21 protein-coding genes are annotated in these 17,625 nt (G+C 28.6%); 7 read left to right on the forward strand and 14 right to left on the reverse strand.

All coding sequences use genetic code 11. The features are described from left to right. Positions 1-54: 54 nt before the first annotated feature. The 10 genes from G594_RS20260 to G594_RS0100055 all read right to left on the reverse strand — a co-directional run bounded on the left by G594_RS20260 (position 55) and on the right by G594_RS0100055 (position 5,189). Entirely contained in the window at positions 55-192 is a 138-nt protein-coding gene (locus tag G594_RS20260) for a hypothetical protein (RefSeq protein WP_167539541.1), read from the reverse strand. A gap of 227 nt (positions 193-419) precedes the next feature. Next, complete coding sequence (locus tag G594_RS0100010; protein ID WP_027096674.1) at positions 420-1,223, reverse strand: hypothetical protein; 804 nt, start codon at positions 1,221-1,223, stop codon at positions 420-422. Between the two features lie 45 nt (positions 1,224-1,268). Then, on the reverse strand, positions 1,269-1,412 hold the full coding sequence (locus G594_RS20265; protein ID WP_167539542.1) for a hypothetical protein: 144 nt from the start codon (positions 1,410-1,412) through the stop codon (positions 1,269-1,271). A gap of 3 nt (positions 1,413-1,415) precedes the next feature. Beyond that, positions 1,416-1,649: a hypothetical protein gene (locus G594_RS0100020; protein ID WP_027096675.1), complete on the reverse strand. Its 234-nt coding sequence runs from the start codon at positions 1,647-1,649 to the stop codon at positions 1,416-1,418. A gap of 118 nt (positions 1,650-1,767) precedes the next feature. Next, on the reverse strand, positions 1,768-1,950 hold the full coding sequence (locus G594_RS0100025; RefSeq protein ID WP_027096676.1) for a hypothetical protein: 183 nt from the start codon (positions 1,948-1,950) through the stop codon (positions 1,768-1,770). Continuing rightward, positions 1,937-2,125, reverse strand: a complete 189-nt coding sequence (locus G594_RS0100030) for a hypothetical protein (protein ID WP_027096677.1) — start codon at positions 2,123-2,125, stop codon at positions 1,937-1,939. Before G594_RS0100030 ends, G594_RS0100025 begins: the two co-directional genes overlap by 14 nt. A 9-nt stretch (positions 2,126-2,134) precedes the next feature. Beyond that, positions 2,135-3,475 (reverse strand): DnaB-like helicase C-terminal domain-containing protein, encoded by a 1,341-nt coding sequence (locus tag G594_RS0100035; protein WP_027096678.1) that lies wholly within the window; start codon positions 3,473-3,475, stop codon positions 2,135-2,137. 11 nt (positions 3,476-3,486) lie between these two features. After that, complete coding sequence (locus G594_RS20465) at positions 3,487-4,293, reverse strand: hypothetical protein (protein WP_242829684.1); 807 nt, start codon at positions 4,291-4,293, stop codon at positions 3,487-3,489. A gap of 172 nt (positions 4,294-4,465) precedes the next feature. Further along, on the reverse strand, positions 4,466-4,696 hold the full coding sequence (locus tag G594_RS0100050) for a helix-turn-helix domain-containing protein (RefSeq protein WP_027096679.1): 231 nt from the start codon (positions 4,694-4,696) through the stop codon (positions 4,466-4,468). 298 nt (positions 4,697-4,994) lie between these two features. Further along, positions 4,995-5,189 (reverse strand): helix-turn-helix transcriptional regulator, encoded by a 195-nt coding sequence (locus G594_RS0100055; RefSeq protein ID WP_027096680.1) that lies wholly within the window; start codon positions 5,187-5,189, stop codon positions 4,995-4,997. 219 nt (positions 5,190-5,408) lie between these two features. On the opposite strand from G594_RS0100055, the gene G594_RS19410 reads away from it, so the two are divergent. The 7 genes from G594_RS19410 to G594_RS0100095 all read left to right on the forward strand — a co-directional run bounded on the left by G594_RS19410 (position 5,409) and on the right by G594_RS0100095 (position 12,733). Continuing rightward, positions 5,409-5,882 carry a helix-turn-helix domain-containing protein gene (locus G594_RS19410; protein ID WP_051195857.1) on the forward strand — a complete coding sequence of 158 codons (474 nt, stop codon included), beginning with the start codon at positions 5,409-5,411 and terminating at the stop codon, positions 5,880-5,882. Positions 5,883-6,655: 773 nt separating this feature from the next. Next, a complete protein-coding gene (locus tag G594_RS0100065; protein WP_027096681.1) occupies positions 6,656-7,231 on the forward strand; it encodes a Uma2 family endonuclease in 576 nt (191 codons plus the stop codon). Between the two features lie 105 nt (positions 7,232-7,336). Continuing rightward, complete coding sequence (locus tag G594_RS0100070; protein WP_027096682.1) at positions 7,337-8,515, forward strand: tyrosine-type recombinase/integrase; 1,179 nt, start codon at positions 7,337-7,339, stop codon at positions 8,513-8,515. Between the two features lie 517 nt (positions 8,516-9,032). Continuing rightward, positions 9,033-9,293: an FmdB family zinc ribbon protein gene (locus tag G594_RS0100075; protein ID WP_027096683.1), complete on the forward strand. Its 261-nt coding sequence runs from the start codon at positions 9,033-9,035 to the stop codon at positions 9,291-9,293. Between the two features lie 720 nt (positions 9,294-10,013). Then, entirely contained in the window at positions 10,014-10,427 is a 414-nt protein-coding gene (locus G594_RS0100080) for a hypothetical protein (RefSeq protein WP_027096684.1), read from the forward strand. A gap of 83 nt (positions 10,428-10,510) precedes the next feature. Continuing rightward, the gene (locus tag G594_RS0100085; protein WP_027096685.1) at positions 10,511-11,023 is read left to right on the forward strand and encodes an FUSC family protein; all 513 of its coding nucleotides are present in this window, start codon (positions 10,511-10,513) and stop codon (positions 11,021-11,023) included. A gap of 426 nt (positions 11,024-11,449) precedes the next feature. Then, positions 11,450-12,733 (forward strand): helix-turn-helix transcriptional regulator, encoded by a 1,284-nt coding sequence (locus G594_RS0100095; protein ID WP_027096686.1) that lies wholly within the window; start codon positions 11,450-11,452, stop codon positions 12,731-12,733. Positions 12,734-12,769: 36 nt separating this feature from the next. Here the strand turns inward: G594_RS0100095 and G594_RS0100100 are convergent, their stop codons facing one another. The 4 genes from G594_RS0100100 to G594_RS0100115 all read right to left on the reverse strand — a co-directional run bounded on the left by G594_RS0100100 (position 12,770) and on the right by G594_RS0100115 (position 17,612). Then, positions 12,770-13,834: a metallopeptidase TldD-related protein gene (locus tag G594_RS0100100; protein WP_027096687.1), complete on the reverse strand. Its 1,065-nt coding sequence runs from the start codon at positions 13,832-13,834 to the stop codon at positions 12,770-12,772. 795 nt (positions 13,835-14,629) lie between these two features. Then, positions 14,630-15,010: a RidA family protein gene (locus G594_RS0100105; RefSeq protein WP_027096688.1), complete on the reverse strand. Its 381-nt coding sequence runs from the start codon at positions 15,008-15,010 to the stop codon at positions 14,630-14,632. A 12-nt stretch (positions 15,011-15,022) separates the two neighbouring features. Next, on the reverse strand, positions 15,023-16,288 hold the full coding sequence (locus G594_RS0100110) for an L-cysteine desulfidase family protein (protein ID WP_027096689.1): 1,266 nt from the start codon (positions 16,286-16,288) through the stop codon (positions 15,023-15,025). A gap of 16 nt (positions 16,289-16,304) precedes the next feature. Then, positions 16,305-17,612, reverse strand: coding sequence for a Sapep family Mn(2+)-dependent dipeptidase (locus tag G594_RS0100115; protein WP_027096690.1), 1,308 nt, complete (start codon positions 17,610-17,612; stop codon positions 16,305-16,307). Between the last annotated feature and the right edge of the window lie 13 nt (positions 17,613-17,625).

Below are 17,625 nucleotides of genomic sequence, written 5' to 3' on the forward strand. Positions count from 1 at the left end.
ATTGTGGCTTTTTAGCTCCTGTTGGTTCAATAAAATTTTCAAAAATATTCATTACTAATTCTCTCCTTCACAATTCATTTTCTTTGCTTTCTTTTCCCAATATCTTTTTTGAGCTGCTTTAACTTTATCCTTATTCTTATCCCTCCATTTCTTCATGTATTCCCTTTGAGCTGCTCTTGCCTGTTGCTCCATAACTTATTACCTCCCTCTCAGCAAAATAAAAAGACCACAGGATAATATTCAGCCTAAAACTGATATATTTCCCGTGGTCATTTATATAAAACCTTCCGCCTAAAGCGGGGTACTAGCGCTATTTGATTTTATATTTATCTTTGTTTTTATTATATCACAAATTACCTTTAAAAGCTAGTTATATCAAGCTTTGAACATAGTTACTATATAACTTTATTCAGTACCTACTATATGCCCCACTCTTCTTTTAATTGATTAACTATTTTCATCATTTCCCCATCATCTTTAGCTATATCTGGGTGATATGCTTTTGCTAAGGTTTTATATATTTTCTTGTACTTGTCTTTATCTTCTTCGTTATAGTTACTTTGTTTATTATTGGAGTAACCACCATATGAATTATAACTATTGTAGTTACTATTAAAGTTTTCATAATAACTACGCTGATATTCTTTTGCTGATTCATATTGTCTTTTTATACTCTCTAACAATTCACTATTTCTAAGTATTCCAAAAACATCATAGCACTTATCATATGAATTACTGCCATATATCTCCTCAAACTTTGACTTATCCTCTAAATACTTATCTATTATCTTTCTATGTTTCTCATGAGTTTTATATTCTTCTGTTTGCTGGTACTCTTTTTCTATCTTCTCTACTAATGGATCTAGCTTTTCATATACAAGCTTACAAAGTTCATCTTCTGCTATTCCTATAGCTTCACACTTTGCATTTAAATTACAATAATCGCCTATCCATGAACTAATGCCAGTAATATCGTAATATCCCATTGTACATATAACCCATTGTTTCTTTTTAACCTTGCCATCTTCTCTATAACTCTTATGAATACTTATCTTATAAGCCTTCTTTATAGGTCTTTTAAACCTATCTCCAGCATATCTATATCCATATGTGCCAGTTTCAACGCCATCTATTACCCATGAAGTATAATATGCCTCTAATTCTTTATACTTACCATAAGTATTTTCTTTCTTGAGCTCTACTTCTTGTATTACACAATACATCTTATATCACCTTCTTTGTAGTTACTCTAATATTTAACAAGATAACTACTCTATATCTACATAAATCCTATAATATCTACCTGTCTTACAAGGCTTACTTACCTTATTTATCTTAATCCCTTTAGATAAAACCTCTAATATCTTAAGCTTTTCTATTTCATTCTCATAACTAATTTGTATCTTAACCATAAGCTACCCCCTAGTTAAATACTTTTCCTTAATTAATCTATGCAATGCTCTTTGCTTTTCCATAGGACTTAAATTAGCATTTATAAGACAACACTTAACCCCATACATTTTTTTATAACACCCAGTAAACCCATTAACACATCCTTTTAACTCTCCTACTGTGTAAGCTTTACCTCTATACTTAAACACTCTTATATTAGTTAATTTCTTCTTTCCTTCTTCTGATAGCTTTATCATATCTTACATTCTCCTCTAATTTACATTTGATTTCTTGGAGCTTATAGGATACACTTAAGTTGCTTAGACTTATGTGTTATCCTACGGATAGCTCCTTGCTTATAGGTATTGGTAGTATCTATAAGCATTTTTTCTTTTTACCTCTATTTCTCTTAATTCTTCTATTACCAGTCATAAGCTTTCCTACTTCTATCTTTGTAGGTTTGTCAGCTTGTCCGTATTTAACACCTAGCTCTAAAGCCTTATCTATCAATTTGCTTTCTTTATCTATTTCTACCACCTCAATATCAAAACATTTCATCAATAGTTTCAAGTTGAAACTGTATATCTTTATAATCTACTAGTTCTATTCTTCCATATATATCTTCAACTATTGCTTGAACCCCATCATGTAAAATCCATTTATGAAATAAACCTTCATATTGTTCTCCATATTCATCTAAATACGTAACTTTTCTTAAACTTTCTTTATTCATTGCTACCTCCTAATTATTAATATGTTCCATCTCAACTTGAATCAAGTCCATTCCCTTTGTATAACCATAATCTTTATTTAGCTCAAACTGACTTGAATAGAATCTTTTTCTTACCCTATCAAACTCTAAATTAATAGCAAATTCACTATTTCCCTTTATTCTGTCCTTCATAACCTTTATTACGCTGTCTTTTAATATTGGAATTTCCTCTCTATCTTCTTCGCTAACTCTTGAAATTGACATAACGTAATCAGCTAAGTTAGTTATATCTCCACTTCCAGCTATATCAAATTTTCCTATCTTTTTATTGTTTTCATTAGGCTTTTTAGGGTGTGCTACCAAGTGGACTACTGCTCCGTATCTTCTAGCAAATTCCTTTAACCTATTAACAAACCTTCTTTGAGATATTAGTTCATTCTTATAACTTCCCTCTAGCTCTATTTTCATGAGATTATCAATAATAAATACCTTAACCCCTTTATTTTCTGCCAACTGCTTCATATCAGTTAATAATTGCTTTTCATCATGAGTTATACTGTCATCTGTATATAGGAATAGCTTGTCCTTTATCCATGAATCAATATATTTTATACCTATATCCCCCACATATTTGTATTTAACTGCCCTATACTCTTTCTCTATGAAGTGATCTTTATCAGCTATTGTTGGATATAGCCAACTCTTGAAATTAGAGTTTGTTAATTCTGGACTGTATGCAAATACCTTGTATCCCCTTGCTAGGCTTTCTGCTATACACATTTGGTTTATCAATGTACTTTTACCATTACCGTTATATCCAGTAATTATATTTAAACTACCCATAGCAAATCCTAATAACTTACAATCAATCTCTCTAAACCCTGTAGGGATTTTATCAATCTTGTAGACATCAACAATAGAAACCTTATCTAATGTTGTTATTGTATTATCATTACCTATCTTTGATTTTATAAATTCAATAGAATCAAACCTTTTCTTTATATCTTCATCTGTTGATAAAACTCCACTCCTTATATCATCAGCAAGTCTTATCCTTTCCCTAACAATCCTTAAGTCAAGTAACTCATTTATTAAGGCGTTTATGTCATATCCCTCATTGCCACTTTGGTATATATCAGTCACCTCACTTGCCAACACTCCATTTTCAGCACATTCCTTACTTACAATCAGTATGTCTGTGCTATTTTTAGCAGCATAACACTTAACTAAGGAATTAAATAAGATTTTATGCTTTGAACTATAAAAATCTTCTTCAACAACTCCCTTATCTAACAACTTTACAAGTATATGCTTTGACCTCATAGAACTACCAAGTAATACTTTTTCTATTTGCAAATTAAATTTATCCATGCTCTCACCACCTAAAACATTTTTAATGCTATTTTTTGACAACTCTCTTCATCTAATGGCTCTGATGGATTGTTTTTTCTATCTGAATAATTGTCCTCTAAAACTTTGATAAAGTTATTAGGTTTTATTAACCAATCAAATGTAATGGTCCAGTTATTCTTATTTTGTCCCTTAAGAAATGAACTATTATTTATATTATCAATAGCCTTTAGTATGCCCTCTACTCCATATTCCTTAATTCTTGCATTTAATAGCTTGTATCTATTAGTACCTTGATTTATACTTACTAACCTTTGAAGTTTTAAGCTATTCCACTTTTCTATTATTGGTTGCACCTTAGTGCTACAAACTATATCTTTAGATATAGTATTATTAACCTTACCTAACCTATCCTTACCTAACCTATGCTGACCATTGTCTGTCGCTTGGTTGTCCTTTGGACGTCCATTATCTCCTTCTTTCTTTAAATCAGCTCTTTCTCTAGGTTCTATAACTTCGACTTGTGGTAACACCTTTAATAATAAATCCTTATATATTGAATCAACCTTCCTATCAGCCCTTATTAAATTATGTTCCCTCCAATCTGTAATAAATGATACTAAGTCCTCATTTAATATCTGTACATATCCTTTAGCCACAAGTATTTTTAAATCATCTTCATTTAACCCAGTCATTCTTAAAACATTAAATCCCTCAACAACTCCATCATCATCAGCTCTCATTCCTAAATGAAAATATAATAGTTGTGATGATGTAGGCATTTTTAAAAATCTAGCAGAATCAACTATTTTAAGACTGAACATTCTTCTTCGTGCCATTTACTCATCTCCTGTATCTTCTTAATTATGTTCTGCTCTGTATATTGGCAATACTCTCACCTACTTAAACGCATTTTTAAAGCTATTTAACCCTTCCCAAGTAACCGGTTTATCCCATAGATTACAAAGCTCAATATATTTGTCTAATAACTTAATATTCATATTCTACCTCCTATAAACATTCTCCGATGTGCTCTTCCAAGAAATCATCTAATTTACTTAATATAACTCTTATATCCCTACCTATCTTTAATTTGGGAAATCCTTCTATACGAGCTATTCTTCTTGCTTTAGCTTCTGATACTCCTAAAATTTCTGATAACTCCTTTATATTACAAGTTTTCTTCTTAATTTTTTCCCTATACTCTTGTATAGTTATTGGTTGTTTTTCTACCTCATTCATTTTAAGCCTCCTATCAGCTCATTAGAGCCTTTTTATATTTTAGTAGTATAATTTATCCTCTTATTATATAAAGCCTGTCCTATGACTTATCTGATAAGCAGAAATAATACATAAAGCATTTCGCTTTACTTTTGTCTTACTCTGTAGTGTCATTTAGATAAACCAGTAATTTTTTTACTTGTTATTTTAGATATGACAGATAATACCTATCTGAATTTTTAAAATCGTCAATACCGATTTTAGATATGTTACTCACAGCAATTTTGCGTTGAGTTCAACCACCTTAATTTTCAGGTCGTTATTCCTCTTCACTAAAGAATAATTCTTGTACTGTTGTGTCAAGAGCAGCTGCTATGCGTTCCATTAATGACTTTGTAACATTGTCATAATTTCCTCTCTCAATCTCAACTAATTTTTTAGGACTTGTTTTTACTATCTTACATAACTCTGCTTGAGTAAGTCCTTTTTTTATTCTTGCTAATTTTACTTTCATAAAAACCTCCTAATCATCTTTTAAAAGTCAATATAGTTGACCATCCTTTTTACTTTCAGTCAATATTGTTACCGCTCAACAAAATAATAAACAATATTTTTACCGATGTCAACATATTTATGTGACTTTTTTACACTTTTATTACCTGTTTAAACATTCATCGATTTAAAACTTGCATTTTTTTTACCGCTTTGGTATTTTAATATTGAGGTGATATATATGAAAAAATCCCCAAATATAATAGGTGATAACATCAAGAGACTACGAAAAGAAAAAAAACTCACACAAATAGAATTAGCTAAATTAATAGGAAAAAGTGAAAGTTCAATAAGAAAATATGAGGCTGGTAGCGTTGAACCTTCCTTTAATACATTGGGAGAAATTGCAGACAAATTAAATGTAGATTTAATTGAACTAACAAATAAACACTACTCATCTGAAGAGGAAATGAATGAAGATGGACACAAATCAATGTTAATAGATTCAGCAATTGAATTTAACATTAATTGTTCTAATTTTAAAGAATTGATACATTTTTTTATTCAAATGGATTCATTTAAAAATGAATTTAATATTGATTATAAAAAATTATCTCTAGACGAAAAAATTTTTTTAAAAAAAGAATTGTATAGTTCAATTCAGTATTCATGTTTTAAATTAAAAAACTATATAGACAACAACGATAATATATAACTATATTAACAAAACACCATCTAAAATTTATATTCGATTAGTACAAAAAAATAATTCTTAAGCTTTTAAAGCTTCCCAAATTTAATAACTAAGTCAATAAAATTGACCTAGTTGTGTAGGTACTCTGTAAAATTCAAGGATAACTACATTAAATTTATCCATCTAAAACGGTAGTTTGAATTGACCGTTTTAGATATCCAATTAAAAGACATCTACCATAAACGCAACATAGATATTATCTAAGTTGCTATGTAGGTACTCTGTAAAGTTTAACAGTAACCACATTCACATTGGGTACGAAATCCGTACTAAACTTTCGATATCATTTTGAACGATATCGAATATAGTTACTATGTTTATTTTTATGATACCTACATCTAGGTGTCGATTAAGCCAACACCTAAACTATGAAATTCGTGGATTAAGATATTCTAAAGTACGAAATTCATACTTTAGATGTACATTATCTTCTTCCCACTCTTATTAGGAAACCGTAAATTTGGCGGTATCCAATTTTATTATAATTTATATATCTATTAGAAAATTCAAAATTGAGTTTTCTCAACTTGTTGGGAAAGTTTTCGGAAATAGAGTTTCCGAAATTCGGAAGTCGTTCAATCCGACTTAAGGTGTACCCTAAATCACCACCCACCTACAAATAACGAGCAAAATATTTTATCCGTTATTAGGACGAAGATAATATTATGTATTTTTCTATAGCTTTGTAGTGGTATTATCACTACAGTAAAACAATATAAGAAAGGAGATTTATTATGTTAGCAAAGGAAACTAAAACTTACACTTATAATGATTACCTTACTTATGATGAAGGAGAGAGAATAGAAATTATAGAGGGAAATATATACGCTATGAGTCCAGCTCCTTCAAGAATACATCAAAAAATTATTATGAAAATATCTAATCAACTAGAAAATTATATTAAATCCAACAATGGCTCTTGTGAGGTCTATCCAGCTCCATTTGATGTAATTCTAAAGAATGATGATGAAGAGGTTGGAAATAGTAAGAATGTAGTTCAACCAGATATATCAGTAATATGTGATAAGTCTAAATTAACCGATAAAGGTTGCACAGGCTCACCAAACATGATTATTGAGGTTGTATCACCTTATAACCCTAGTAATGACTTTGTGAAGAAATTAAACCTATATCAAGATTATAAAGTACAAGAATACTGGATAATTAACCCTATGAAAAAGAATATATTAGTTTATAACCTAACTGATACAGGGTATGACACTCCCAATATGTACTCATTCAATGATGTAGTGCCAGTATCTATATTTAAGGAGCTTAATATTGATTTTTCAGCTTTAGACTTAACTTAATAAGGAGTTTCCAAAAGGAACCCCCTTAAACTATTAAAGTGTGGTTACTATATATGATTATATGATAACTACACTTTACTTTTACTAAAGAAAGGAGATTTATACATGGCGAAAAGGTCAAATGGAGAAGGTTCTGCAGGTTGGATTACTAAGAATGGTAATAAATACTGGCGTATTACCATTACAACTGGATATGATCCATTAACAGGTAAGCAGCTAAGAAAGGATATATATGGCAAAACTCAAAAAGAGGCTAAAGCAAAATTAAAAGAATACCAGGAGTCTCACACAATAAATAGTGATAACTCCACTCTTGGTAATTTCTTTCATGATTGGTTATGGAATATTAAAAGGCAAGAGCTAAAGGCTTCTACTTTTGAAAAGTGGGAAGGAATCTACAGAAATTATATTAAGAAATATAGTGGATTAAATGATAAAAAAATAGTTGATATAGATACTCTATACCTACAAAAGATATGTAATAAGCTTTTAGAGAAGCATACAGTATCACAAATCCAAACTATGAATAGATGTCTAAGTAATTGCTTTAAATATGCAATAACAATAAATAAGATTAAGCATAATCCAGTAGAAGGTATAGTATATCCAAAGAATCATGATGTTGTAGAAGAAAAAGTACATTATATTTCCGAAGATAATCAGAAGGCTCTTATTGAAGCTTTACAGGGTGATGAACTAGAAGGAATAATATTACTAGGCTTATTATGTGGAACTCGTCTAGGCGAGGCTATGGCATTACAGGAAAGCGATATAGACTTTAAGAATAATATAATCAAAATTAATAAATCAGTTAAGTATGTATGGACTGGAGAACGTACTAAAGATAATAAAAAGATCTATGAATATAGAGTTACCATTCCTAAGACAAAGAAAAGTGTTAGAGAGATTCCACTTCCAGCATTACTTATACCTATACTTAAGCGTATCATAAAGGGTAATAAAGAGAATAAGCTTAAGCATGGTGAATTATACTTTGATAATAAGCTTATCTTCTGTAGGGATAATGGCTATTACATTGATGATAAGAAACCTAATAGGCATTTAAAATCAGCTCTTAAGAAAGCTAAAATAGATGCAGATATACATTATCATAGTTTAAGGCATATCTTTATAACTAATTGTATAAGTAAAGATATTAATATCAAAACTGTAATGGATTGGGTTGGTCATACAGAACCTAAAACAACTATGATGATATATGCAGAAATAAACAAAGAAAAGAACATGAAAGAATATGATAAAATCAATGATATGTTCAAATAGGCTGAATTTATTACAGCCTATTTTTTTACCACTATTTTTCCCACTACGAAAGTGGGAAACAGTAAAAAATTCTTTTATACAAATCTTTAACAAATGTAGTAATTACATTGTATACAAACATTAATGAATATTACTAAAAATACTATTTTTTGATTCCCACTGGCGGCACCAATAATTAACAAGAATGACTTTATCACTTAGTTTGAAAGCTATTTGATAAGGTCATTTTTCTTTATTTGTCACACTTTTTGTCATAATTAAACAAATAAAAAAGAGTACTTTTATACTAACGGGTTCCGTTTATAGGTGCAAAAGTTACTAAAAGTGTCAAAATCTCAAGAGAAATAACACTATGATTCATATCTTTGTTAATACATATGTGAATTGATATGTTATTTTACAAACAACATCTTTAATAAAAAAGGGTTTATGGAATATTTTTACGAATTATGTTGATATAATAGTAAATAAAAGACGAAGAATTGTATGCTTCATTACAATGATTGGGGTGAAAATAATGGATGATAAAAAAGCTCAGGAACAGTTTAAAAGAGGTATTAAGTATAACAGGATAGGATTTTTTATTATTCTCCTTGCTATTGTACCAATGGCATTATTAGAAGGTTTAGTTAAATATATCTTAGCGACTATTATTTTATCCATCGGATTTTATTTAGAACGTCAATACAAATGCTCATATTGTGGATATGTTTTTGACCCAAAGCTAAAATCTAATGAATTAATACATTGTCCTAAATGCAGTAAAAAACTACAGTAATAGTACATCATTTTAAATAATTACAAATTATTTTATACCTACATCATCAGAAACTAAAAATACAATTCTATATTCATTTTCCTTACTAATTTAATATTTACCTATATATGCTTCTAGCATGTTTTAACACTCACCCTACAGTTGAAGTTGATATATTATGTTTCTCCACTATCTTCTCTAAGGTAAAACCTTCTATATACTTCTCCTTAAATAACTCTCTGCCGTTAAGGACAATATGATACCATCTTGATTCCACATATATTAAATTAATTTCATACTGGTGTATAATTCTTTTATACTTAATTGGCTCTAGTCCACCTACTATTTCTAAGTGCCATTACCTCTGTTTGTCTAGCTCTTTATGTAGTTATATTGAATATATCTCCTATCTCTCTTAAATTTAATATAGAAGTATACCAACCATCCCTCGTTCTCTTAATGTATTAGCTTGTTTCATAGCTTCTTCTAATTGGATTCTTAACTTCCTTATAAACTCTATCTCTTCTACATTTCCAAAGCCATCATCTATATGCGCAGTAAAAATATCTATAAGATATTAATCATATCTTCAAAATATACTCTTATTCCCCCTCCCCCTTATGAATAAAGAGAAATTATATTTTTCCATCTATAATTTCTCTTTATTGATTAATAATTAATGATATAATATTCTAGTTATCTTTATGATAAATAAACTAAGTTAGTAAAGTGAGATAAAACATGAGAAATTTAAAACTTGAAAAATCAATTAAAAAATTAGATAAAGAAATGGAGGCTCTTAGAATCTCAGCAAAATATTTATCTAATAAGAATGAAATAGCAGAAATTAGAGAATATTTAAATAATGAAAGACAAGTCTTGGCAAATGAATTATATGCTCATGATGCAGTATACTACGATGAATGTCGTGAATATATTTCTAATTTAATTGGAAGAAAATTAGATAAAAACGATCAAAAGAATCTACTTGCTGAAATAAAAAATATTTATGGAAGAAACCTTCCTAATGTTTCTAAGGAAAGTAGCGGTCTTAATGCATGGCTAAAAGAGTTAGATATAGAATGTGAATGGATAGAAAATCCTGAAACAGACTGGTCTACTTTATCAATATTAGCACTTGGATTACATAAATAAGCTAAGCAAGCTATATCAAGTTCGCTTAATATAGCTTGCTTAGCTAAATAATAATTTTTTTATAATATAAAGGTGATTAACAAATGAAGAATTTAGAAGTACCAAAGATAGGTTTAAGAACCATAAAAACATCTCTATCAGTATTTTTATGCTTAGTTTTATTACCTAACGAACCTTTCTTTGCATGTTTAACTTGTCTTTTCTGTATTCAAGATACTTTAGAAAATTCTTATAACATGGCAAAAAACAGATGTATAGGTACTATCTACGGCGCAATAATTGGACTTATTATAATGACTATATTCAAGTGGATGACAATAAATGTAGACAGTATATTTTTAAGAAAATTAATTATTTATATCTCTATTGCAATAGGTATAATAATTGTAATTCATTCAAATATTACATTCTTAAAAATGCCTGGAGCTATTAATGTATCCTGCATTGCCTTTTTAGCAATAACTACAACTCATGCATTTGGAACCCCATATTATTACGCTTTTAATAGGATTTTTGAAACATTATGTGGAATAATAATAAGTTTAATAATAAATAAAACTATAAAACCACCGAAATCGAAACAAATTCCCAGATAAAAAGAGCTACTTTTATTAGTAGCTCTTTTTGTCTGGGAATCTTCTATTAAATTTATATTTATTTTTATAGTTATTGTGTTTTACAGACCTTATTTATGTATTCTTACTAGATAAAAAATATAGGTTGCTTTTCATTGCATGGACTAATTCCAACATTAAAACCTAAAACTCCACCTAAACAAAGAACTGTTAAAGCAATAGCAGTTAACTTTTTCATTTTTCTCATATTAATACACCTCCAAACCAATTTATATTTAAATATTACTTCAAAAGTCCAATTATGTAAATTATTGCTATATAGTGTATAATAAATATATTATAGACCCCTTTATATTATTGGGCTTTTTTTATGTATATCTTAAAATTTCTCATATTTCTATTTTATTCTTATATATTGTGAATATCTTTCACAAAAAGGAGGTTTTTGTGTACTCATTAGGAAAAAAAATAAAATCGTTAAGAAAAGAACTCGGTTTGAAACAAGAAGAGCTTACCTGTGATATTTTAAGTAGAACTATGTTAAGCAAAATTGAAAATGATAAGGTTACTCCTTCTATATATCAACTAAACCATATCTCAAAAAAGTTAGGTTACTCGGTTGATTATTTTCTACAAACGGATTCTTTATCTTATTCAAATAATACTCAATATGAAGACTCAATATATAAACTATTTAAAAATGAAAACTATTTATCTATAATTTTAAAATTCGAAAAACAAATTATTAATATAAGTTCTAATATTGAATATGCCTACTATATAGGCTACTCATATTATAAAATACACTACTTTAAGGAAAGTATTAAACTTTTAAATATGTATTTAAAAAATATAGAACTTCTTCAAGATTATGACTCAGCCCATCATCTTGAAAATGTATCTACCACTTTAAATATCTTATCTATTATTTTTATGGAGGAAGAGGACTATCCAAAGGCTATACAGTATGCTCTAAAAGCTAAGGATATTCTCCAGAAAAAGGGATTAACAAAATCACGTACATACTTTGTTGTAATAAATAATTTAGGTGGTTTCTACAATAGAATCAGTGATTATGAAAAATGTATAAGCCTATTAGAAGAGTTTCTATCATATAATAAAGAATTAATATACTTACAAATTTTCGCATCGATACATATTTCATTAAGTTCTGCTTATTATAATATTGGAGATTACGACCATTCAATAGAAAATATACAAAAAGCTATTTTCTTTTTCTTATATACAAATGATAGGGTAAATGCAATAGAATGTTACTTAAATTATATTAATGCTTTAAGATATTCAAAAAAATATGATGAAGCTATAAAACTCTTAGATAAAATTGTTCTCAAATATGAGGATAACTTTGATTCCAGCTTAAGAATTTCTTTTATTATGCAAAAATCCATATTAGAATTTAATATAAGAAATTTTGATGCCTCACTTGAAGAACTTACTAAGTTAAATATAAAAAACTTAGATTCATATAATAGAAACTGCTATTATTTTATGAAAGGTCATATTGCTTTTATCAATAACGAATTAGAATCATCCAAAAACTACTTTAAAAATTGTGAAAAGTTTTTTGTAAATTCTAATTATGTATATGATTTAGGTCTATTATATAATGATTTATACGCAATAACCTCTGACTCAAAATATAGTAATTTACAACACAAGTTAATAGATAGCTGTGACAATCCTAGAAAAAATATAGTCATTCCATAAAAATAAGGGCTATTACAAATATGTATAGCCCTTATTTTATATAAGAATATCTAATTTACATAATACTGATGGTGATTCATAATTAACTTTAACTATTTTTTTATTCTCTATTTTACACACATCTTTATATGACTTAAACTCTGTTCCAACCTGAGATATTGATGATAAAAACTTATATTTGTATCCTAAAAATTCTACATTCTCAACTATACCTATAACTGCCTTATTCTTTATTACCAATACGTCTTTTGCCTTTATATAAAAGCTGCCATCTTTATCTATATTTATAAAATCCCAATCATCTATATACAATCCATCTGTTATAGAATTATTAATATCTTTATTTCTCTCTTTTTGATTTAATATATCCTTTATATAATTGCTACTCTCTAAAAAACTATTTTTAGAACAATAGTCAGTAGATTCATGAATTAATTTTCCAGCAAAGAAAGGGGACAAAAGACACTCAACCTCGCTTCCAAAATTACCATATATCTTATTAAGATTTAATCTTGGCAACTTCATTTTGTATACAAACTCACCTAACGCTATTCCTATTTCTTCTTCTAACTGTTTTTCCTCCATATCATCTGTAATACTTATATTAATTACTTTTTTATAGTTATGTATTCTACTCACTATATTGAAAGTACATGAAAGGTAGCGATTTAACTTATATTCCAAATCACCACTTCCACTAATTATAGCCTCTTCAAAACATTGATATTCCCCTTTAGAATCTTTTATTTTTAATCCTTCATAATCTTTCAATATACTTCTAAACTTTTTACAAACATAATCATACATTTCATCATACATAATTTCATCCTGAGAAAAATCTGATATAGATCTATTTCTTATTTTATTTTTATTATTATATTTACAACCAAGCTCCATTAACCATTTCTCTATTCCCATTGCTGAGGTATCCTTTTGGGTTATTTCTATCCATTTATTATTTAGACTTCTCCTTAATATGGATCCACTATCTACAGTAATATCATTTGTAGCTATATCTATTATAGAGTTTTGGTATACCTTAAGAACAGAATTAGCGTTAAGATAACTTACAAAATTTTCGTAATATATGTATTCTAACATTCCTTTTCCCCTCCATAAAATATACAAATTATACGTTCATCTCTATTCTTCTTTATTTTACATTTTACTCACTATTATAGAAAGCATATCAAGTAATTGAATATTGTAATTTCCCCAGAAGAAAATATTTGTATCCCTTTTTCAAGTCTATCTCTTAATATCTCTTAATATTGCTTTTTTATCTTTATAAATGTGAACATAATGCACATTTTAATAATATTATTCAATCCATTAATCTAATTAAATAATAATATTAAATTTCGACACCATTTTTATTTAATATGAACCCTATCCTTTTAAATCCATATATTTTATAATAATATTGTGCCAAATTAAATATATGTACTACTCAAGTACAAAATCCATCACAGACAGGTTCCCCTAAATAACTTGTCTGTTTTTATTTATAAAAAAATTGCTAAAGCCACCGTGGAGCCGTCGATTTTTTCGCCCATCTGCATAAGTTCTATTTACCAAATTTAAATTTGGTAAATAGAACTTACTCATTAGAGCTTCGGAACCTTGCCTGAGGAAAATCTTGCAGGGTCATATATTTTATTTTTAACCCTTAGGAACTAATAAGGTTTAGTAACATCTAAATATTGAAGTTATCCACAATTTAATTGAAGCTATAATTTCCTAAAGAACAAAAAAAGGTACTATACTATCAACGTTCTAGTACAGTACCTTAGGGAGTATATGGGGTAAATTAAAATTGCGGAAACTTTATTTACTTGGTTATTTATATTATAAGTAATTACTTACCATAATAAATCAATTGTATAGACAACTTTTTTATATCTGCTTAAAAGAAATCGCTTCGATTTCTATAACAGAATCCATAGGAAGTCTTGCAACTTGAAAGCAACTTCTAGCTGGTAAGTTCTCATTAAAATATTCACTATATACTTCATTAACTATTAAAAAGTCACCTAAATCTTTTAAGTAAATAACTACTTTTACAACATTATCTAATGAACTACCACCTTCTTCTAATATTGCTTTAATGTTTTCAATAGATTGCCTTGTAGCTTCTTTTACATCAGTTTTTAGCTCTCCACTTTTAGTATCTATAGGTAATTGTCCTGATGTAAAAATTAAATTTCCACACTTAATACCTTGGGAGTATGGTCCTATTGCTTTTGGTGCATTTTCTGTGTTTATTTTTATATTCATATTTACTTCCTCCTATTTTGCTAACATGATACTTAATATTGTATTATCAGTATTTGCAAGCCCTTCTTTTACTAACTTTGCTATATTCTTTATTGTCTCTTCAACATCATCAAATACTATTCCGTCTTTAGATGATGGAGATATATTATTCATTGCTAATGTTGAACATTGTATAGCTGCATTAGTTGCAGTAGCTATCTTTAATGCACAGGTTGTTTTTGCTCCATCACAAATTAATCCTGATAAATCAGCTAACATATTATTAATTGCTCTCTTTATATTTTCTAAAGAGCCTCCTTGTAGATATGTCATTCCACAACAAGCTCCTGTAGCCCCTGCAATACCTGCTCCACAAAGTGGTGATAATCTTCCCATATATTCTTTTAAATGTATAGTTATTAAATTACTTATTATCAACGCCCTAGCTAAATCTTCATCACTCTTCTTTAATATACTTCCAAGTTCTATAACTGGCATCGTACATGCTATACCTTGATTTCCACTGCCTCCTGTTGTCATTATTGGCATTGTGCACCCATCCATTCTTGCATCAGAAGCTGCTGCCGTTGCTGCTATAATTTGATTTGCAGCATTACTTGTTAATAAATTAAACTTTGAAGTTGAGCTTATCTTATTTCCTACTTGTAACCCGTACCCTCCCTTAAGTCCTTCATTAGATACTTTTTTATTCATAGGAACAGCATTAAGTATAAATTTTATTTCATTAAAATCAGCTGTAGTTGCAAACTTATATATTTTTTCAACACTTAGTTCATCTGAATCCTCTATAATATTTTCTTCTGTTTCTACTTTTGACTTATATAATACATTATCATTTTTTTCAATTAGTATTATATTAGTATGCTCTCTAGAAATAACTACTTTTGCATACCCATTGTCACTTCTCACGATTGCTTCTATATATAATTTTTCCTCTGTATATTTTTGACTAATTTTAACAACTTTATTATTAACAATTTCATTAGCTTTTTCTAATTCATCCTTAGTAAAATTAGATAATATCTCTAACTTTTTTTCTGATTTTTTAATAATTCCACCAAGTGCAGCTGCTATTTCTATTCCTATTTTCCCGGTTCCAGGTATACCTACCCCTAATGCATTCTTAATTATGTTTGCACTTAAATATAGTTGAATTTGTTTTATCTCTCCCTTTATCTGTTCTGAAGCAAGAGAAACTGCATAAGCTACAGCAATTGGCTCAGTGCACCCTTCTGCTGGAACAACCTCTCTTTTTAATATATCTATATATTTGCACATAAGATTTCTTCTCCTTCTACAATTCTAATAGTTTTATTAAAGCTAAGGTATATATCTCCATATTCTTTCGTATATGTTCTATTGGGACTCTTTCATCTGCTCCATGCCCACCAGTTTTATACGTTAAGAATTTGGGACCAAATGCCACCATATCTTTAAACCAACTTGCATATGTGCCACCACCCATAGCAATTGTATATCCCTTTTCATCTGTTACTTCTTCATAGGCTTCTAATAACTTTTTAAGTACTAAATTACTCTCATCAACATAATGTAAGTCTTTATGAGAAATAATTTTTATATTCCAATCATTACAAAAAACCTTCTTAAACCTATCCAATATATTGTTTAAATTAATATTTTTACCATACCTGATATCTAACTCACATATAATCTTTTCTTCATTCACTTCTAGTATTCCTAAATTTAAAGTAGTGTTTTTGAATACATCATCATATTGATTAATTCCCAACGCATCTCCATAATAGTCACTACAAAGATATTTTAAAAGTAATTCTATATCGTCTCTATATTGAAAATCTATATTATCTTCAACTATTTTTATTAGCATTTTAGATATAGCATTTTCTCCCTTTTCTGGATTACTTGCATGAGAAGCTACTCCTTTAGTAGTAAACTCTGAAATAATTCCATTAATAATTTTTGCAGTGCAATTAGATGGAACAACATTTTCTTTAGTTCCTCCCCTTGCTATTATGTAAGGTTTACTTTTATCAATTTTAATGTCTTTTTCTATCTTTATATGAACCCTTCCTTTTTCTCCATTAACCACTGGATAAATAGCATCTGGAGTAAAGCCCATACTTGGAATTTCTTCACCTTTATCTAAATAATATTTGATACACTCCATACCTGTTTCCTCATTTGTACCAAATATTAATCTTATTCTTTTATTAATTATAGGGTAAGTATCCTCTATGTTTTTCAATACATGTATGAGCATGGACACAGCCCCCTTATTATCTATGGCGCCTCTTCCATAAATAATATTGTCAATTACTATTCCCGAAAATGGCTCTACACTCCACCCATCTCCTGGTGGAACTATATCTAAATGCATTGGAATTCCTATTAGTTTTTCTCCTTCTCCAATTTCTGCATATCCAATATAATTATCAATATTTTTAACGTTAAATCCTAAACTAGCACAGTAGTCTAAAGTTTTCTCCAAAGCTTTTTTAGGTCCTACACCAAAAGGACATTGTGAAATAGGTTTACCTTGTTGTGTATCAATTTTTATTAACTCTTTTAGAAATTCTACTGTTATATCTAAACTATTATCTACACTTCTACTTATATCCATAAATCAACCTACT

Origin of the sequence: Clostridium paraputrificum AGR2156 (assembly GCF_000424025.1) — a bacterium.
In the GTDB taxonomy this organism is placed as follows: Bacteria; Bacillota; Clostridia; order Clostridiales; family Clostridiaceae; genus Clostridium; species Clostridium paraputrificum.